The 17,794-nt window shown below is 58.6% G+C and carries 18 protein-coding genes; 7 read left to right on the plus strand and 11 right to left on the minus strand.

What is annotated here, in order from left to right:
* The first annotated feature begins 186 nt into the window (after positions 1-186).
* Positions 187-840 (plus strand): hypothetical protein, encoded by a 654-nt coding sequence (locus tag RAE07_RS06655; RefSeq protein WP_200287906.1) that lies wholly within the window; start codon positions 187-189, stop codon positions 838-840.
* Here the strand turns inward: RAE07_RS06655 and RAE07_RS06660 are convergent.
* The 3 genes from RAE07_RS06660 to RAE07_RS06670 are packed head-to-tail and all read right to left on the minus strand — an operon-like array spanning position 837 to position 2,127.
* Entirely contained in the window at positions 837-1,376 is a 540-nt protein-coding gene (locus RAE07_RS06660; protein ID WP_200287904.1) for a gamma carbonic anhydrase family protein, read from the minus strand. The genes RAE07_RS06655 and RAE07_RS06660 overlap by 4 nt on opposite strands.
* Positions 1,377-1,396: 20 nt before the next feature.
* The gene (locus RAE07_RS06665) at positions 1,397-1,774 is read right to left on the minus strand and encodes a hypothetical protein (protein ID WP_200287902.1); all 378 of its coding nucleotides are present in this window, start codon (positions 1,772-1,774) and stop codon (positions 1,397-1,399) included.
* Positions 1,775-1,785: 11 nt separating this feature from the next.
* Positions 1,786-2,127, minus strand: coding sequence for a hypothetical protein (locus RAE07_RS06670; protein WP_234288113.1), 342 nt, complete (start codon positions 2,125-2,127; stop codon positions 1,786-1,788).
* Between the two features lie 25 nt (positions 2,128-2,152).
* Here RAE07_RS06670 and RAE07_RS06675 point away from each other — a divergent pair, with 25 nt between their 5' ends.
* The gene (locus tag RAE07_RS06675; protein WP_259824449.1) at positions 2,153-3,022 is read left to right on the plus strand and encodes a patatin-like phospholipase family protein; all 870 of its coding nucleotides are present in this window, start codon (positions 2,153-2,155) and stop codon (positions 3,020-3,022) included.
* 152 nt (positions 3,023-3,174) lie between these two features.
* Positions 3,175-4,740 (plus strand): aspartate-alanine antiporter-like transporter, encoded by a 1,566-nt coding sequence (locus RAE07_RS06680; RefSeq protein ID WP_259824448.1) that lies wholly within the window; start codon positions 3,175-3,177, stop codon positions 4,738-4,740.
* Positions 4,741-4,822: 82 nt separating this feature from the next.
* On the opposite strand, the gene RAE07_RS06685 is transcribed toward RAE07_RS06680, so the two are convergent.
* On the minus strand, positions 4,823-6,457 hold the full coding sequence (locus RAE07_RS06685) for a peptide chain release factor 3 (protein WP_239207997.1): 1,635 nt from the start codon (positions 6,455-6,457) through the stop codon (positions 4,823-4,825).
* A gap of 24 nt (positions 6,458-6,481) precedes the next feature.
* Positions 6,482-7,318 carry an SDR family NAD(P)-dependent oxidoreductase gene (locus tag RAE07_RS06690; protein ID WP_239207998.1) on the minus strand — a complete coding sequence of 279 codons (837 nt, stop codon included), beginning with the start codon at positions 7,316-7,318 and terminating at the stop codon, positions 6,482-6,484.
* An 80-nt stretch (positions 7,319-7,398) separates the two neighbouring features.
* Here RAE07_RS06690 and RAE07_RS06695 point away from each other — a divergent pair, with 80 nt between their 5' ends.
* Entirely contained in the window at positions 7,399-8,751 is a 1,353-nt protein-coding gene (locus tag RAE07_RS06695; protein ID WP_023021932.1) for a TrkH family potassium uptake protein, read from the plus strand.
* The gene (locus RAE07_RS06700) at positions 8,744-9,436 is read left to right on the plus strand and encodes a potassium channel family protein (protein WP_023021931.1); all 693 of its coding nucleotides are present in this window, start codon (positions 8,744-8,746) and stop codon (positions 9,434-9,436) included. Before RAE07_RS06695 ends, RAE07_RS06700 begins: the two co-directional genes overlap by 8 nt.
* A 9-nt stretch (positions 9,437-9,445) precedes the next feature.
* On the opposite strand, the gene pth is transcribed toward RAE07_RS06700, so the two are convergent.
* Positions 9,446-10,093: an aminoacyl-tRNA hydrolase gene (gene pth / locus RAE07_RS06705; protein ID WP_239207999.1), complete on the minus strand. Its 648-nt coding sequence runs from the start codon at positions 10,091-10,093 to the stop codon at positions 9,446-9,448.
* A gap of 35 nt (positions 10,094-10,128) precedes the next feature.
* On the opposite strand from pth, the gene RAE07_RS06710 reads away from it, so the two are divergent.
* Together RAE07_RS06710 and RAE07_RS06715 are read left to right on the plus strand one after the other, a co-directional pair.
* Complete coding sequence (locus RAE07_RS06710; protein ID WP_259824442.1) at positions 10,129-11,112, plus strand: nitronate monooxygenase; 984 nt, start codon at positions 10,129-10,131, stop codon at positions 11,110-11,112.
* A gap of 64 nt (positions 11,113-11,176) precedes the next feature.
* Positions 11,177-12,631 carry a glyceraldehyde-3-phosphate dehydrogenase gene (locus tag RAE07_RS06715; protein WP_375545473.1) on the plus strand — a complete coding sequence of 485 codons (1,455 nt, stop codon included), beginning with the start codon at positions 11,177-11,179 and terminating at the stop codon, positions 12,629-12,631.
* A 101-nt stretch (positions 12,632-12,732) separates the two neighbouring features.
* Here the strand turns inward: RAE07_RS06715 and RAE07_RS06720 are convergent, their stop codons facing one another.
* The 5 genes from RAE07_RS06720 to ppk2 all read right to left on the minus strand — a co-directional run bounded on the left by RAE07_RS06720 (position 12,733) and on the right by ppk2 (position 17,755).
* Complete coding sequence (locus RAE07_RS06720; protein WP_284835682.1) at positions 12,733-14,214, minus strand: ABC-2 family transporter permease; 1,482 nt, start codon at positions 14,212-14,214, stop codon at positions 12,733-12,735.
* The gene (locus RAE07_RS06725) at positions 14,207-14,920 is read right to left on the minus strand and encodes an ATP-binding cassette domain-containing protein (protein ID WP_023021926.1); all 714 of its coding nucleotides are present in this window, start codon (positions 14,918-14,920) and stop codon (positions 14,207-14,209) included. The genes RAE07_RS06720 and RAE07_RS06725 overlap by 8 nt, the downstream gene beginning before the upstream one ends.
* Before the next feature lie 87 nt (positions 14,921-15,007).
* Positions 15,008-15,667 (minus strand): response regulator, encoded by a 660-nt coding sequence (locus RAE07_RS06730; protein WP_023021925.1) that lies wholly within the window; start codon positions 15,665-15,667, stop codon positions 15,008-15,010.
* Positions 15,660-16,838 carry a sensor histidine kinase gene (locus RAE07_RS06735; RefSeq protein WP_284799036.1) on the minus strand — a complete coding sequence of 393 codons (1,179 nt, stop codon included), beginning with the start codon at positions 16,836-16,838 and terminating at the stop codon, positions 15,660-15,662. The genes RAE07_RS06730 and RAE07_RS06735 overlap by 8 nt, the downstream gene beginning before the upstream one ends.
* Positions 16,839-16,867: 29 nt before the next feature.
* Entirely contained in the window at positions 16,868-17,755 is an 888-nt protein-coding gene (gene ppk2, locus RAE07_RS06740; RefSeq protein WP_086588148.1) for a polyphosphate kinase 2, read from the minus strand.
* Positions 17,756-17,794: the final 39 nt, after the last annotated feature.

A 17,794-nucleotide genomic window follows, 5' to 3' on the forward strand; every position in this document is an offset into this window, starting at 1 on the left:
ATAAGCGCGGATATGCGATCCGCGAGCAAAGATTGCATTTCATAAGAAACATTGCACAGTCTATGCAAAATTACTGAGTGTACGCAAAGGTACGTGTGGTGCATCATAAATTGACGCTCTCGAGAGATAAAACATTCAATCTCTGCAGCGTCGGAGATTTCGGCGTGGAGCGGTAGACTATCCGGCATGCTCCATGCCGTTAGTTTCGCCCTTTTGGATTCCGTTAATGCCTTGCTTATTGGCATCCTTGTGGCCATCGGCATCATCTTGCCCCGCGGTAAGTACCGGCGCATCGCCGCATTGGTGGTGGTAGGAGATTGGGTCGGGGTGCTCGTTGCAGCGGCCGTGGTCATGTTTTTGCTGCTTGGGGTAAAAGATCAAATTGAGGCCATTTTGAGCTCGCCCATTGCCGGCTGGGTGCTGGTCGCAGTTGGCATCGCCGTGGCTATCGGCTCGTGGCGCTCCAAAGGGAAACCCAACGCCTTGGTCAACCGGCTACTAGAGCCGCTCCGCACGCCGTCGCTGATTACGGCACTCATCGGCTTTGTGATGGGTGTGGTGCAATCACTGACCTCGGTGCCTTTTTATTACGGGCTCATGCACTTGGCCACAGAAGATATCTCTCCAGCAGCACAATATGGAGGCCTAGTGTGGTATGCCAGCCTAGCTCTATCCTTGCCTACCATCTGCGGCCTATTTATCGCTGTGGTGCGCGCACATCCCGATTCGGCGGCGGGCAGGCTTTTTGCCGCTGCCCGTGCCAATAGCACCCAAGTGGCGCTCTTTGGTGGTTACCTCGTGGCGATCTTTCTTATCCTCATGGGCGTATTGTCGCTCTAATCAAAGAGGACTTCATCCAGGCTTAATGCCTCATTAGATTGGCGCTGGGCGCACTCCACGTAGCGCGCCGCATGTGGGATGAAAGCTTCCGACTCCTCTGGGCTGAGTTCGCGGCGGACCTTGGCCGGCACGCCGACGGCGAGGCTGCGCGGCGGGATTTCTGTGCCCTCCAGTACCACGGCACCGGCGGCGATAAGCGAGCCCGCACCTATAGTGCAGCGCGAAAGTAGCGAGGAGGACATCCCAACTAAAGAACCTACCTCCACGTGTGCGGCGTGGACCATTGCCATGTGCCCCACCGTGACATCATCTTCCAGTACGCAGGGGGTATCTTCTTCCACGTGGAAGACACAGTTGTCCTGAATATTGCACCGCGCACCGATCCGAATTTCCCCAACATCACCGCGCAGCACGCTGCCATAAAACACGGAGGATTCCGGGCCGATTTCAACGTCTCCAATGATGGTGGCATTAGGGGCAATCCACGCGCTGCGATGGATGCGTGGCTTCTTTCCAGCAAAGGGCAACAGGAGCATGTGCGGATTCCTTTCAAAAGTTATTCGACTACTAAAGCCAAGGCGGGGGAGAGCTCATATTCGCCGGGGCGGGGAAGGTGGTCTAAGAGGGCGTCGGCAAGCGCGGGCGTAAGCGGAATAACCCAGCCGCGCCGGGGATCCTTGATGGGCAGGGCATCCTTCTTCGCAGCCGGGAAATGAACCGTTGCGGTGGGAGAAACCAGGGTGGCCGACTCGCGGGAGCGGGCTATCTCGCGCAGAACCTCCGCGCCGGGCTGATTGGTGACCACTATGATCAATGAGCCGGCGGTGTGGATTTCCAGCCTTTCCACCTGGGCAGTGGGGGCAGTGGAATCGGGGTGCGCTAAGCGCGGGGACTGCGTGCCGGTGAGCCGAGCAAGTGCATCTTTTAATCCCATAAGCCTCTAGCCTAGTGAGCGCGCACGGTAACGGTGTGGCCGCGCTCTAGATCGAAGTAGGTGCGTTGTCCCGTGGCGGCAACGTGCTCGCGAGCGAGAGATTCGTCTTGGGTAACCGACGTAGCAAAAAATACTAAAGGGCCGCCTGGGTGGCGCCAGGTACTGAAATAGCGTGCGCCCTCTCGCCTGGCTCGTGCGAGGGCTGTGCGTATCGCGTCCGGAGTGGGCTCATCTGCTTTCAGTAGCGCCGTTGCGGTAGGGGCGTAGGCAAACCCGGTGCGGGGTTGCTGGCCGGTTTCGATATCGAAGGTGCCTTCCTCGTCCGCGAGTAATTGCCGGAAAATGCGCTTCATTGGGTCCAGCGTAGTATGGGGCATCATGATTGACGCTAAGAACACCGCACTCGTTATCGAAGGCGGCGGCATGCGCAATTCCTATACCGCCGCCTGCATGGTTAAGCTCATCGAAGAAGGCGTGGACTTTGGTTGGGTAGGCGGTGTTTCAGCCGGGGCATCCCACACCGTTAATTATTTATCGCGCGATGCTCGGCGTGCGGAAGAGTCGTTTACGGACTTTGCCAAGAATCCTAGTTTTGGCGGTGTGGGGTCGCTGGTGCGTGGAACGGGCTATTTTAATGCGGAATATATCTACGAGCGCGCCGCGGATAAGGACCTGCCTTTTGATTGGACGGCTTACCGCGAGCACCCGGCCGATATGGTGCTGGCGGCAGCGCGGGCGGATACCGGCGAGTCCGTTTATTGGACTCGCGAGGATGTCCACACCCCAGAGGATCTTTTTGTGCGGGTGCGAGCCTCTTCCACGCTCCCGCTGATTATGCCGATGCGTTTTATTGACGGCGCTCCCTATGTCGACGGCGCTTTAGGCTCTTCCGGCGGCATTACCATCGCGCAAGCGGAGGAGGCCGGCTACGAGAAGTTCCTTTTCATCGGTACTAAGCCGCGTGGGTATGTACGTCCTGAGGTGGCGCGCCCGGCCTTAATCCGCCGCATCTTCCGCAGGTACCCCGCTATTGCCGACGCCCTGATAGCCCGCCCCGCTATCTACAATGCCGCCAAGGACCGCCTTGTGGAATTGGAACGCCAAGGCAAGGCCCAGCTATTTTTTCCGGAGGACATGCAGGTCGTCTCTACCGAGCGCAATGTGCACAAGCTGAGCGCGAATTATCAGGCGGGCAAAGCCCAGACCTATACGGAGTGGCCGCGGTGGAAGGAATTCCTCCTCGACTAGTTCACTTTGGATAGTTGCTGTGAGATGTACCGCTGCTGGGGGTGGTCGGTCGACGGTGAAACTGGTCTAAGCAGTAGCGATGCCGAGTGCAGGCTTTGAAGAAAGTGTCTTTCACGTGGCACTTTGCTGGAAAATGCCTAAACTATTCCAGCGTGTTAGCAATTTTTGATGGAAATATATGGCTGAGCATCTTTTTCATAGTGCTGCTCGGCACGTTATTTGGCATGATTCCTTTCGGGCCGCTGCGCTTTGGCGCGGCCGGCACGCTTTTTGTGGGTTTGGCCCTCGGCTCGTTTATTGACCTGGACAAAGACATCCTAAGCTCCCTGCAAGAGCTGGGCTTGGGACTCTTTATTTATATGCAGGGGCTCTCCGCTGGTGAGCGCTTCTTCAAGGGCTTTTCCAAGCAGATGAAGCACATGCTCACGGCGGCCATTGCGATTGTGGTGGCTGCGGGCGCAGCCCTCCTCTTTGGTGGCATGCTGGGGCTGGATACCTTGGCTTCCGTTGGTGTATTTGCCGGCGCCACGACCTCGACGCCGTCGCTGGCAGTTGCCCAGCAACAAACCGGTGAAGAGCTACCCGCCGTGGGCTACTCGCTGGGCTATCCCGTGGGCGTGGCGGTGGCCATTTTGGTCGTGGCATTCCTGCTCAAGCAGAATTGGCCCGCCAAGCACGATAAGGACAATTCTGCCTCCAAGATCTTCCGTTCCCGCACCATTCGCGTTACCAAAGACGTGAACTACGATGATTTGGAAGAACAGTTCAAGGATCACTTTGTTATCGCTACCATTCGCCGCGGTAATAAGGTCCGGGTTGCCGGCGATCGCCCCGAATTGCACAAGGGCGATATCCTGCGCGTGATGGTCACCAAGGCTAAGGCCCGTGAGCTCACCCAAATGCTGGGCAAGCGCCAGCCGCAGACTCCGTTCGTGGATAAGCGCCTGGTCATCGAAACCGTGGCTGTATCTAACCAGGATATTGCCGGTCGCACCGTAGAGGAGTTGAACCTGTTTTCTCGCTATGGCGGCCGCATCGTGCGCGTACAGCGTGGCGACGAGGAGTTCCTAGCCAATAATGAAACCCACTTGGCCTCTGGCGATACGCTGGAGCTCATCGTGAAGTTTGACCGTTTGGGCGATATCCGGGATTACTTCGGTGACTCCGTTAAGTCCTACTCCGAGTTGAACTGGGTGGCACTAGGCGGCGGTCTTTTCTTGGGCTACCTGCTCGGCCAGGTCGTAGTACCGATGCCGGGAGGCGCTTCCTTCGAACTGGGCTTTGCACTCGGACCGCTGATTACCGGCCTGATCCTCGGCGCGCTGCACCGCACCCGCCGCATCCCGTGGCAGGTTCCGGCCTCCATTAATACCGCCTTCCAGCAGTGGGGCCTCGTCATCTTCTTGGCATCCGTGGGCCTATCTTCTGGTGAGGCATTCCTGTCCACCGCATTCTCCTGGATGGGGCTGAAGTGCATGATCCTTGCTGCCATTGTTACCTCGGTGGCTGCTGTGTTTTTCGCCGTGGCGAATCGCTTCATGGGGCAATCTGAAACTCGCACCGTCGGCGGACTCTCCGGCATTTTTGCCCAGCCAGCCGTAGTCAATTACGCCACGGGGCTTAGCTCCGACTCACGTATTATGATCGGCTACGCCGCCACGATTGTGGTGGCACAGGTGGTCAAAATCGCCGTTGTCCCAGTGATGTTGATGCTTTAACCGGGCAACCGAACAAGGCCGCTTCCCAAGAATGGGAAGCGGCCTTTTGCTTGTCTTGTAGAGAAAAGAAAGCAGTGCTGCTTTAATCCGCCACCAGCGTTTCCATGGTCAGCTCTGGGTGTTCTTTCTCAATGAAGGCGAGCTTCCACTTGTCACCAAAGAGCGCGATGAGCTCGCCGTCTTGGCGGGTGAAAATTTCCACGCCACGCTGACGGCCAAGCTCTGGGGCGGATTCGGCATCGGTGCGGCGAGCTACGGAATAGGGGATAGGCTCGGTGACGGTTTCCACGTTGTATTCGAACTCCATGCGGGCCTGCATAACCTCGAACTGCATGGGGCCGACCGCCGCCATGACCGGCGAGGCATCGCCACGGGCTTCGTTCTTGAGAATCTGAACCACGCCCTCGGCTGCTAGCTGATCCAGGCCCTTGCGGAAGGCCTTGTACTTGCCCAGCGACTTCGCGCGCAGAATCTGGAAAGCCTCCGGGGCGAATTGTGGCATCGGCTTGAACTGGACCTTTTTGCCGGAATAGATGGTGTCACCAGGGGCGAGTGAGCCGGCGTTGACCAGACCCACGATATCGCCGGGATAGGCGGTGTCCACGGTATCGCGTGTGCGGCCGAAGACGGTCAGGGCATACTTGGTGGAAAAGCTGCGGCCAGACTGGGCGTGGTGCACCTGCATGCCGCGCTCAAACTCGCCGGAGACCACGCGCATGAAGGCCAAATTATCGCGGTGCTTTTGGTCCATGCCTGCCTGAACCTTAAAGACGACGCCGGAGAAATCATCGCTTACTTCGCGGACCTCATCGATAGCACTGGTGGCAGCCTCAACCGCTTTAGGATCAGATTCGCGCGAGTGCGGGGCCGGGGCAATGGCACACAGCGTATCCAGGATTTGGTGCACACCAAAGTTCAGCATCGCAGAGGCAAAAATGAGTGGGGAAGTCACGCATTGCTCAAAAAGCTCCTGATCATGCAGGGCACCATCGGCGGCGAGGAGCTCGGCCTCTTCGACCGCGGTTTCCCATACATCTGCTTCCTTCTCACCGGCGGCATCCGGATCGAAGTGCTCTTCTGGAGCAATGGTGGAACCGCCAGCGGTGCGGATAAAATGGATATACTCATCGGCCTCGCCGTCGTCATTGATATGCGCCAGACCGCGGAAATCACCGGCTATGCCCACCGGCCAGTACAGCGGAGTGGGCTGCAGCTGGATTTCGTTGACGATCTCATCGACGAGCTCCAAGGGCTCGCGGCCTACACGGTCCCACTTATTGATCACGGTGACGATGGGCAAGCCGCGGGCCTTGCAGACGCGGAAGAGCTTGAGGGTCTGGGGCTCGAGGCCCTTGGCGGCGTCGATAAGCATGACTGCCGCATCTACCGCGGTGAGCACGCGGTAGGTGTCTTCCGAAAAGTCCGCGTGGCCTGGGGTATCAACCAGGTTGATCATGTAGGGCTCGCCCTCGTGTCCCTCGGGCGCATACTCGAACTGCAGCGCTGAGGAAGCCACGGAAATACCGCGGTCCTTCTCCATGTCCATCCAGTCAGACACGGTGGACTTGCGGTTGCCCTTGCCGTGGACCGCGCCGGCCTCGTTAATAACGTGTGCGTGTAGCGCCAGCGCCTCCGTCAGCGTGGACTTACCAGCATCCGGGTGGGCGATGACGGCAAACGTGCGGCGGCGCGAGGCCTCAGAAACGACAGAACTCATGCGGCATAGTCTAGTGGGTTTGCGCTACCACTCCACATTGAGGCGGCGCCCCAAATCATCAAAGACGCGGCGGGCTACCGATAGCTTCTTCGCAATGGGACGCTGCAGGCCGGGTTTGCGCTTGTCGTTGTAGTATTCGCCGGATTCGAAGTGGATGCCTTCCGTGCCGGTCAGGTAGTAAGCGAGGTTATCGCCGCCTTCGGCAGGCTTGCCAAAGGTTTTGCCGATCAGTCCGGAATATATTTTGGACATCATGCCAGTCGAGGACTTGGAGAAGTCCGTGGCCAGCACGCCCGGGTGGAAAGAGACTGCATTAAGCCCGTGGGCATCGAAATAGCGGGTAAGCAGGATATCCCCCAACTTCGCGTTGCCATAAGCACGCTCGGGGCTAAAGCGCTCCACAGTATCGGGATAGTTTGGCTCAAAGTAGGACATGAGAAAATTGGCCAGCGAAGCGGTCTGGACCACGTTGGCAGAATCTGCGCGCAGCTTCTCGCGCAGCAAAGAGGTCAACAGGAAAGGCGCAACCACGTTGACCTGCCAGGTGCGCTCAAATCCATCAGCAGTGGTGGAGGGGCCATCGAAAATGCCGCCAGCATTATTGCCTAGCGCATGGATATGCTCCAGCTCGCTCAACTCTCCAGCCAGGCGGCGCACCTGCCCCAAAGACTCGAAATCGGCAAGGAAGTACTGGCCGCCCACTTCCTGTGCCACCGCGCGAGTCTTTTCCGGGTTGCGGCCAATAATAACCAGGTTGTCTTGCGGGCGGGTGCGGTGCAACTGGCGTGCGGCCGCGGCGCCCAGCCCGCCCGATGCGCCCGTAATCACAATCGTCTTGGCAGTGCTATGTGGCGAAGTCATAGCCCCAATCTTAACTTCGCGGCGGGGGTGGTGCCTGCTAGCAGTTTCCTTGCACCCCAAGCAGGTCTATACTTCCGCTCGTGAAACATCTGCTTTCCATACGGCAGTGGGGACCGGCGCGCTTAACCGCCGCCGGCTTTCTTTTGCTCATTTTGCTGGGAACGGTTTTGCTCATGCTACCGTTCGCCGAGGCCGGCACCGCCCGCGCTTCTTTTCTGTCTGCGCTTTTTACCGCTACGTCTGCGGTATCGCTAACCGGACTTATCGTGGTGGATACCGGTAGTTTTTGGAGCCCGGCCGGCCAAGTGATCATCTTGGCACTCATCCAACTGGGTGGCTTGGGCATCATGTCCCTGGCCTCGCTATCCGGCCTGCTTTTTACCGGCCGGATTAGCTTCAAAGCACGCAAAACGGGCGCCTATGAGGGGCGCCCCATTGCTCCTGGCGGAATTCGCAAGACGCTGATTTTTACCTTTGCCTTTACCGCCGTGGCAGAGATCATCATCGCTCTCATCGTGGCTGCGCGGTTGATGATTGGCTATGGTCATTCCTTTCCGCGCGCGGTATGGGAAGGCATCTTTCACGCCATTTCTGCATTCAATAACGCGGGATTTAGCACCAACAGCGATAACCTAGTGCCCTTTGTTGCAGATGCCTGGATTCTGCTGCCCTTAGCCGCCGCACTGATCGGTGGCGGCTTGGGATTTCCGGTATGGGCGGAGCTGGTGCGCCTCGTGCGCCGCAACCGTTACGTGGTCCACCGCATCTCCATTACCGCGCGCATGACTCTGGTTGCTACGACCGTGCTCTTGGTAGCGGGTGCGGTCTTTTTCGCCTGCATGGAATGGACGGGACTGTTGTCGTCCATGTCGCTGGGAGAAAAATTGCTCAACTCTTTCTTTGCCAGTGCATCTCCGCGCACGGCCGGCTTTAATGCCATCGATTACGGGCAGGCTCACCCCATTACCCTGATGGGCACCGATATTTTGATGTTCATCGGCGGCGGGTCTGCCGGTACCGCCGGCGGCATCAAGGTCACCACCGCGTGCGTGCTCTTGGCGGCGATGGCGGCTGAGTTCACTGGGCGCGAAACCACGACCATCGGGCACCGCAGCCTTCCGCGCTCGGTAACCCGCCAGGCCCTGGCTTTGAGCTTTGCCGGAGTCATGGTGGTCACACTCGGCGTGGCGGCCCTGCGCTTTTTTGATCCGGAATTCAGTGGTGACCAAGTCTCTTTCGAAGTACTCTCCGCATTCGCTACGGTGGGTTTGTCCACCGGAATTACCGCCAGCCTATCTGCACCCTCGCAGATAGTGCTGTGCCTCATCATGTACCTGGGCCGTGTTGGCCCAACCACCTTGGTAGCGGCGCTGGCGGCAAAAACCGTAAGTCGGCGTTTTAGCTATCCCGAAGAAAGGCCGTTCCTTGGCTAATATTCTCAAGGCGCTGGGCCGCACCCGCGCCGGCATCGATATTCCACCCGTCGTCGTCATCGGCTTGGGACGCTTTGGCTCCTCGCTAGCCCATGAGTTGATGGCCAATGGCGTTGAGGTCCTTGGCATCGACTCCAGCGAAAAGCGCGTGCGCGAGGAAGCGCCTTACCTCACTGAGACCATTGCAGCAGATACTACTGACCCGGAAGCCTTACGTCAGCTGGGCGTGGAGGAAGTCGAGCGCGTCATCGTTGCTATCGGCTCCCACCTAGAAGACTCCATTCTTACCGCATCTAACCTGGTGGAGCTGGGGGTGAAAGATATCTGGGCCAAGGCAGATTCAGAGGCGCATGCGCGCATTTTGAGCCAGATTGGCACCCACCACGTCATCCGGCCAGAGCGAGATACGGGCCGCCGCGTGGCCTACCTTTTGGGCGGGCGTTTCCGGGATTTTGCGGAGATTGCCACCGACTATGGCGTGACCCAAATGGCCGTTCCTAGCTCATTGGTGGGCCGACCGCTCGACCTTTCCGCCATCTGGCGCACCCACCGCGTGCAATTGGTTTCGGTGCGTTGTGCGGAAGGGCAGTGGGCCCCGCTTGCCGACGCCACCGAACTTGCCCCCACCGATTTCATCGTCGCCGCCGGCAGCCCGCAGGCCCTAGAGAAATTCTCCCAGTGCTAGCGCGAGTGGTTAACGCGAGTGGATCTGGTTTTGGGCTTTGCTTAGCCCTTCGGTCACGATGAGCCGAGCCGCCTTAGCTGCAGTGGCAATGGCGTCGTCAAAGTCCGCGCCGGTATCCACCGGGCCTAATACATAGTCTGGAATCGACGAGCCCTTGGGCGGCCGTGCAATGCCAATTCGTACACGCAAGTAGTCGCGCGTGCCTAAGCGCTCGGTGAGGGACTTTAGCCCGTTGTGCCCGTTTTCATTGCCACCCTGCTTGAGCCGGACCTTATTGGCCGGCAGATCGAGCTCATCGTGGAGGACAATCACATGGTCTGGAGCGATTCCTAATTGCTGCGCTAGCGGTGCCACAGGATCCCCCGACAGGTTCATAAAGGTGCCCGAACGCACGGCAAGTACTTTGTGGCCCTCCCAATTAAGTGAAGCTACCTGCAGATCTAGCCCGCGCACCGGTTCGAGGACATCTCCGCCTGCAGCCAGTAGATCGTCGATGGCCATATAGCCCACATTGTGGCGGGTAGCGGCATACTTCGCGCCGGGGTTGCCCAAGCCCACGATAAGCCAGTCTGCCTCAAGCTCGGACGGTGTGAGTCCTAGTTGCGGCTTATCCTTCGAGCCAAAGATCCGCGCGAAAAAATCTCCTAAAGCTGCCACTGCGCTAGCTTCCTCTCTCGGTAGGGTGGGGTGGTATGAGTCAGGTTATTAGCTCCCTTTCCCGTAGCGTAATTCCCGCGCCAATGGCCGGTGGCCCCACCACCCCGGAACTGGTGCACGCAGCTTATGCGGCTGGGTCTTTCGGCACCCTAGGTTTGGGCTCTGCCAGCATCGACTCTGCTCGCACACAGATAGAACAGTGCGCCGGAATTCCGTTCGGGGTGAATCTCTTTTGCCCACAGGAACCACTTACCGAGCCGTACTTGGCAGCCGCACGCGAGCTGGCTCAAGCAGAAAACCAGCCGCTACCCGAGCCCGACTATTCCTTTGGCTATGAAGAAAAGCTGGAGCTAGCCCTGCGCGGCGGCGCCCGGGTGGTGTGGTCCATGTTTGGAACCTTCACACCCGAACAGATAGAGCGAATCCACGCTGCGGGCGCAGAGGCGTGGACCACCGTTACCACCCCTACGGAGGCAATTGCGGCCGCACGTGGCGGCGTCGACGTGCTCTGCGTCCAAGGTCCGGCGGCTGGTGGACACCGTGGAACCTGGGAGCTTTCCGCAACCCCGGATTCCCGGGGCCTAGAAGAGCTAGTAGCCGATGTGCGCGCCGCTTCTCCAGAACTTCCCCTTATCGCAGCCGGTGGCCTGCGCACCGCGGCTGATGTAGCCAACGCTATGTCCTGGAGCGGAGTTGCCGCCTGCTCTTGCGGGTCCGCCTTTTTGCTCGCTGCCGAGGCTGGCACGAGCGACTATAACCGGCAGCTTCTTCGCCGTGGTGGGAAAACCGTGTCCACCCGTGCATTCTCAGGCCGCTTCGCCCGCGGTTTGGAGACCGAGTACACCCGGAGACACCCTGACTTGCCCCCGGTCTACCCACTTTTGAATCCGGTCCTAAAGAAACGCCGTGCGCAGCACGATGATGCCGTATCCTACTGCCTCGTAGGTACAGAGGTAGGCAAAATAAACGGGGGTACTGCGGCCGACATCCTTAACCGACTATGCCAAAACCCACACTAGTAGGCGCTAATATTTAGGTTTGAAGATTTAATGCCACCCCCGTGACAGAAAAGGAATGAATTTCGTGACTGCGAACGCACATGTTGGCCATGATGATTGGAACGAGCGCCTCGAGCTGGCGCAGCAGATGATTCCACTCATCCACCAGCTGCACCGCAACAATAACGTTGTCACCACCATCTTCGGCCGCCCGCTGGTGGGCCAGACGGATATCGACATCATCAAGTCCCACCGCTACGGCCGCCGCATTGCGCAGCGCCACCTGTCCACGGCGGAGACCCTGCCAATCCTGGTGGAATTGGCGGACATGAACCTAGGCGCCGCCAGCGTTGACCTCGGCCGCTTGGTACTGGGCTGGGAGGAGTCCAACGAGGAAAACCTCCGCATGTACCTGGAAGGCGAGCTATGCGAGATCGTCGGTGCAGGCGTGGATTTGGAAACCACCGACGTCGTCCTCTATGGCTTTGGTCGCATTGGCCGACTGCTTGCCCGCCTGCTCGTCGCCCGCGAGGCAGCCTATGGTGGAGTCCGCCTGCGCGGCATCGTCCTGCGCAAGAAGGGCGATGGGGACATCCTCAAGCGCGCCTCCTTGCTGCGCCGCGATTCCGTCCACGGCGCCTTCAACGGCACCATCTCCGTGGATGAGGAAAACGAGGTCATCTGGGCCAACGGCACCAAGATCCAGATGATCTACGCTAACGATCCCTCCGAGATTGACTACACCTCTTATGGCATCAACGATGCCATCTTGGTAGATAACACTGGCGCGTGGCGCGACCGCGAGGGCTTGTCCCAGCACCTCAAGGCCAAGGGCATCTCTCGTGTGCTTTTGACTGCACCGGGCAAGGGCGATATCAAGAACATCGTCTACGGCATCAATAACGAAAAGATCACCGATGAGGATCAGATCCTCTCCGCCGCGTCCTGCACCACCAACGGCATCACCCCAGTACTCAAGGTCATCAATGACCGCTACGGCGTAACCCACGGCCACGTGGAAACGGCGCACTCGTTTACCAATGACCAGAACCTCATCGATAACTACCACAAGGGTGATCGCCGTGGCCGCGCCGCGGGCCTGAACATGGTGCTTACCGCCACCGGTGCAGCTAAGGCTGTGTCTAAGGCCCTGCCGGAGTTCGAAGGCAAGCTCACCGGCAACGCCATCCGCGTTCCTACCCCGGACGTGTCTATGGCCGTGCTTAACCTTGAACTGGAAAAGGAAGTAGACCGCGAAGAGGTCAACGACTTCCTGCGCAACGTTTCGCTGCACTCTGACTTGCGTCAGCAGATTTCCTATATCGCCTCCCCAGAGGTTGTTTCCTCTGACTTCATCGGCAATACCCACGCTGGCATTGTCGACGGTGTTGCCACCATCGCCTCCGGCAAGCACCTCGTGCTTTATGTGTGGTACGACAACGAGTTCGGTTACTCCAACCAGGTAGTACGCATCGTAGAAGAGCTGGCGGGTACCCGCCCGGTTGTTCTGCCGAAGCGCGTTTCTCCTGCTGAGCTTTAAGGCTCAATGAACTATAGCCCGCGGTTACCCGCGGGCTTTAGTCGTTTTCCGGGGCATTTTCAGCAAAGCGTAAAAGGTTTGAGCACCGAGCACCACTCGGCTTAGTTTGCCGGTCGCAGCGCTTTAGTCTTAAGCAGCCGGATGACCATCCACGTACCAGCCGTGGCGAAGATTCCTATCAGCACCGTCGCAAGAATATAGCGGGCAGGGGAATCCGCGTTCATGGGCCATGCGGGGAAGGCGATCAACCACAGCGGGGTTCTAGCGAGGACGTCTCCGCCCAAGGTCACGGAGACGATAGTGCAGACGATGCACAGTGCCAGGCCACTCATGATGCCCAGACGAATCACGATGAGAAGAGAGAATACCGAAATCACATATCCCACCCCAATGGCTAGGGGCAGTTGGACGGCCGTCGTCGAAGCTGAGCTGCCAGAAGCACTAAGTGCGAGCGAAGCGCCCACGCATACTGTGGATACTATCCCGAAAAGCCACCAGAGGAGCGCGCTGGAACAATGGCGGGATTCAATGTGGCTGAGTGGCCATACCGGCGCGAGTAATGGCCACACCACAACCGGTAACACACCCGCTCCTACAGGGAGAAGCAGAAAAATAAAGAAGCCCTGGACATAAGTCGGAGGGTAGAAAAGGACAAGAAATAGCAGTGCCAAGGCACTTAACGCCAAGCAGGCGATAACCGCTGGGCTGCACGCCGCTCGGTGGAGACCAACCAGCGCGCCTACCAAGCGGGGGCGGGCGGTGGCACGCGGTGCTGTGGCTGGGCGCCATGTGGCAGTGGTGCCGCTGGAGGCAGCGGTCGTCTGGCCGCGGCGAGGTAAAGCGAGACGGCGCAGGCGGCGCGGAGTGACGATGGCCGCATAGACGCCCACTGCTGCGAGAAGTAGCGTCAGAGCGAGGGCCGGCAGCGGACTTTCTTGCAGGAGTGGATCGCCTGGATCCAAGGGCACGGAATTTTGATGAATGTGCAGTGAATGAAGCATTAGCCGCATGGGCCAAGCTGGTGGAAAAGCCCACCACGTAGGGCCTTCGACGACCTTGGAGGTCACGCTTGAAACCTGCCAGATAACGCTGAGTATTAGTGTCGCGCCAAGGCCATAGCGCCGCGAGCAGGCAGAAGCAAGACCAGCAATGCCAATAGCACCGAGGACGGAATACAGCCCGGCGAGTGCCACAAGGTGGTGCTGTTCGCGGCCTTGTGCGAACACTACTGCCCAGGACACCCCAAAGTTGAGGAGATGGAACGCGCCCAGGCTGGCGAGCACTACAACTAAGCGGGCAATGTGTTCGTAACGAGTAGTGAGGCGGCGCCACAAGGTGCCGCCGCCACGGGCAAGAACCTCACGGCGCTCTGTAACCGCGGCAAATACCGCAACGAGCGGCGCGTACATGCCGGTGACAAACATAGATTGCCAGCCGAGAACACCGGTAGCATCCTTAGCCGGGGAAGCGATAGCAGAAAAGACTATGGTCATTAGCGCAAGCGGTAAGGCGAGAAGAGGTAGCCACTGCACAGCGCTGCCACGGCTGCGCAGCAACTCTGCCGAAAGGTAGCGCTTAAACATCGGCCTCACCACCCAGGGAGGTGAGGCGGAAGAACTCGGACTCCAATTGGCCGCTGGGGGCAAGCTCCTGCAAGGACCCGGAATAGCGAATGGTGCCCTGAGACAAAATGGTGATGTCGTCGGCCAAATGAAGGACCTCGCCAAGCTGATGAGAGCTGACCACAACAGTGTGGCCGGCTGCTGCCAAGTCTCGCAGCAAAGTACGCAGCTCCACTATGCCCTGTGGATCAAGACCATTTTGAGGTTCATCCAGCAGCAAAATTTCCGGATCCCCTAATAAAGCCTGCGCCAATGCCAAGCGGGCCTTCATACCGGTGGAAAAGGATTTGGCTTTCTTAGAACCGACCTCGGCGAGTCCCGCAATGGCTAAAACACGCTCTACCTCAGACTCCGGCAGGCCTAGCAAGCGGGTATGTACGCGCAGGTTGGCAGCGGCGGAAAGATGCCCGTAGAAGGCGGGCCCGTTCACGGATGCCCCCACGTGGTCGAGTACTTCACGTGACCAAGGAGCACCAGCCACGCGTACTATTCCGGAATCTGCCGGCAGCAGGCCAAGGAAGATGGAAAAGAGGGTGGATTTTCCGGCCCCGTTGCGTCCAAGAAGGGCGTGGACTCGGCCAGGGGTGATACGAAAATCCACATCCCGCAGTACCGCGTGGGAGCCAAAGGATTTGCTGACGCGTTCAAAGGAGATCTCAAAACTCATACCGCCTAGTCTCGCGGCACAGCGCCGCAATCACCTCCGCCTAGGCTATGGACCTTAGCGCGAAGTTCTCCTACCACGGTAGGAGGCTTAGGCGATGCCAGCCTTTTGCGCCAAGAGCACTAGAGCTACGCGGTCGCGTGCAGCCAGTTTGGAAAGCAGAGAGGAAATATGTGTCTTGACAGTCGTATCCGCGATGACCATTTCACGGGCAATTTCCGCGTTGGTGGCACCGCGGGCGATGAGGGCTAGGACTTCTCGCTCGCGACGGGTGACAAGGCTTAAGCCCTGGCGCTCTTGCGCGCTCAGCTGCCCGCGCGCAATTGCGGCGCGGTAGGTCTGCAAGACTGGGCCGGTTACCTTAGCGGCTAGGACCGATTCGCCCTTGGCGACGTCGCGCACCGCTCCCACCAGTACATCCGGGTCGGCGTCTTTGAGGAGAAACCCATGCGCGCCAGCGGCGATAGATTGAGCCACCAAATCATCTTCATTAAACGTAGTGAGCATGATGATTCGGCAGTCAGGCACCCGAGAAAGGATGGCTTGAGCCGCGGCAATGCCGTCCATTCCGGGCATTCGGATATCTAGGATGGCGACGTCAATGCGGTGGCTTATCGCGGCGGTAACGGCTTCGTTGCCGGTGTGCGCGGTGGTAACGACCTCAATATCATCCTGAGCATTGAGGATCGTGGACAAAGCGGCGGCGAGCAGCGCTTGGTCATCGGCAAGCAGTACACGAATCTTAGACACGGTTTTCCCTCTGCAACGGAAGTTCGGCGAGCAGGGTGAATTTTGTGGCATCGCCCCAGCTCTCTAGCTTTCCACCCAATGCGTTGGCACGTTCTTCCACACCGATCAGGCCCACGCCGCTACCTGGGACTTCGCTGGGAGTCGGGGAGGGAGTGGAAGAAATTAGGGTGAGTCGGGCGACGTCGGCAAGCGCAAGCTCCACATCCACCTGGGTTCCTGGGCCCTGGTGGCGCAACGCGTTGGTCAAACCCTCAGAAATGATGCGCACCAACGCCAATTGCGTAAGTGCTGGAGCCTCGTAGGCCTCAGGTATATGCGCGTTAATGTCCAAGCCTGCCGCCCGGAAGCCATCGATAATAACCTCGATGTGTTCTAGCTGCGTGGTGGGCTCCAGAGAGGTTGGTCCGGTGCTTCGCAGTGCAGTGACGATGCCGCGGACCTCTTCCAAAGCAGAATCCGCGCCATCACGAATACTGGCCAGCGCATCGTGGGCAGCCTCAGTGTTTGCACGAGCGGCAATGATCCCGGCGTTTGCCTGAACCTTGATCAACGTGAGGGAATGAGCGAGTACATCATGCAGCTCCCGTGCGATGAGCAGGCGTTCTTCTTCTTGGGCTTGGCGAAACCGCTCATGCGCTAGCCGCTCGCGCTGGCGTGCTAAATCGAAGTAGCGCGCAGCTATAAAATATGTGCTGCCTAGAACCGCCCAGTGCACGACCAACATGGCCAAGTAGCGGCGGTCCAGTTGGTAATGCAAAAAGAAAGACTCCGGATCTATGCGCCACATGAATGGCGAAATGAAGGAGCCAAGAATAGTGAGAGCCAGTACCGTGCGGGGAATGGCGCGGCGTGTGACATAGCGGGAGGTGGCATACACCGCCATGGGTGCAGTAAGCGCCCACGGGGTAATTCCCAGGTTAGTGGGAAGCTGGCTCATCCAAGCCATCGCCCAAGCTGCGAGAAGCACGATAAAGCCCGTGGCGCTGAGCACGGGACGGCTCCGCCAGACCCACATAAATGGCAGGAATAGCAACGATAGACCTGCCTGAATAATCTCAATTATGCTGGGATTCTTCGCGGCAGAAATGACATAAAATAGCGCAATGAGCACCGCCACCGCAGTGAGGATTTTATCTCCTAAACGCGCTTCCGCGACGGTGTCAGTGCTCATGATTGAAGATAGTAATACGGCCGGTGCTGCTACTTCTTCTTATCCTTCTTCTTGCCCTTCTTTGAGGTTTTCTTCGCCGTCTTCTGCTCGGACTTGCGCTCCAGCTTGGCTGCTACATCAGGCACATAGCGGAACTCTTCGCGGGCGGGGCGCTCGTAGGTCTCGCCATCAGATTCAGGGCGCTGCGGGATTTCAGGCATCTTGCGCTCGATCTTCTCGTAGGGAATGGTGCTGAGAAGGTGCGAGATGACATTGATACGCGAGCGCTTCTTGTCTTCCGATTCCACGGTGTACCACGGGGCGGTTGGGGTATCGGTGTGAATGAACATGGCATCCTTCGCGCGGGAATAGTCCTCCCAGCGGGTAATGGATTGCAGGTCCATAGGGGAGAGCTTCCAGCGGCGTAGCGGATCATTGCGGCGGGACTCAAAGCGCTTAATCTGCTCCTCATCGGAGACAGAGAACCAGTACTTGCGCAGCATGATGCCGTCTTCTACCAGCATCTGCTCAAAGGTAGGTGCCTGGTGGAGGAAGCGGACGTATTCCTGATCGGTGCAAAAGCCCATGACGCGTTCGACGCCGGCGCGGTTGTACCAGGAGCGGTCAAAGATGACAATTTCGCCCTTCGTTGGCAGCTTTTCCACATAGCGCTGGAAGTACCACTGGCCCTGCTCACGGGAGTTCGGGGCGGGCAGCGCCTCGACGCGGCACGTACGTGGGTTGAGGTACTGGGTGATGCGCTTGATAGCAGAGCCTTTGCCGGCGGCGTCGCGGCCTTCCATGATGATGACGACGCGGGCCCCGGTTTCAACGACCCACTGCTGCATGTCCACGAGTTCTGCCTGAAGGCGCTCGAGTTCCTTCTCGTAGGCCTTCTTGTTGAGTTTCTTAGGGGCTTTACTGCTCTTTGTGCTCATTGTCTCAGCTTAACCGCCGTTGATAGCAGGGGAGAAAAC

The sequence above is a fragment of the Corynebacterium nasorum genome (genome assembly GCF_032821635.1).
Lineage (GTDB): Bacteria > Actinomycetota > Actinomycetes > Mycobacteriales > Mycobacteriaceae > Corynebacterium > Corynebacterium kefirresidentii.

Excerpts from the sequence above, each read along its gene's own strand:
- RAE07_RS06675 (WP_259824449.1), top strand. The coding sequence starts at position 2,153 with ATGATTGACGCTAAGAACACCGCACTCGTTATCGAAGGCGGCGGCATG.
- RAE07_RS06720 (WP_284835682.1), bottom strand. The coding sequence starts at position 14,214 with ATGTTTAAGCGCTACCTTTCGGCAGAGTTGCTGCGCAGCCGTGGCAGC.
- RAE07_RS06685 (WP_239207997.1), bottom strand. The coding sequence starts at position 6,457 with ATGAGTTCTGTCGTTTCTGAGGCCTCGCGCCGCCGCACGTTTGCCGTC.
- RAE07_RS06660 (WP_200287904.1), bottom strand. The coding sequence starts at position 1,376 with ATGCTCCTGTTGCCCTTTGCTGGAAAGAAGCCACGCATCCATCGCAGC.
- ppk2 (WP_086588148.1), bottom strand. The coding sequence starts at position 17,755 with ATGAGCACAAAGAGCAGTAAAGCCCCTAAGAAACTCAACAAGAAGGCC.
- RAE07_RS06670 (WP_234288113.1), bottom strand. The coding sequence starts at position 2,127 with ATGAAGCGCATTTTCCGGCAATTACTCGCGGACGAGGAAGGCACCTTC.
- RAE07_RS06655 (WP_200287906.1), top strand. The coding sequence starts at position 187 with ATGCTCCATGCCGTTAGTTTCGCCCTTTTGGATTCCGTTAATGCCTTG.
- RAE07_RS06735 (WP_284799036.1), bottom strand. The coding sequence starts at position 16,838 with ATGAGCACTGACACCGTCGCGGAAGCGCGTTTAGGAGATAAAATCCTC.
- RAE07_RS06665 (WP_200287902.1), bottom strand. The coding sequence starts at position 1,774 with ATGGGATTAAAAGATGCACTTGCTCGGCTCACCGGCACGCAGTCCCCG.
- RAE07_RS06725 (WP_023021926.1), bottom strand. The coding sequence starts at position 14,920 with ATGAGTTTTGAGATCTCCTTTGAACGCGTCAGCAAATCCTTTGGCTCC.
- RAE07_RS06710 (WP_259824442.1), top strand. The coding sequence starts at position 10,129 with ATGAGTCAGGTTATTAGCTCCCTTTCCCGTAGCGTAATTCCCGCGCCA.
- RAE07_RS06690 (WP_239207998.1), bottom strand. The coding sequence starts at position 7,318 with ATGACTTCGCCACATAGCACTGCCAAGACGATTGTGATTACGGGCGCA.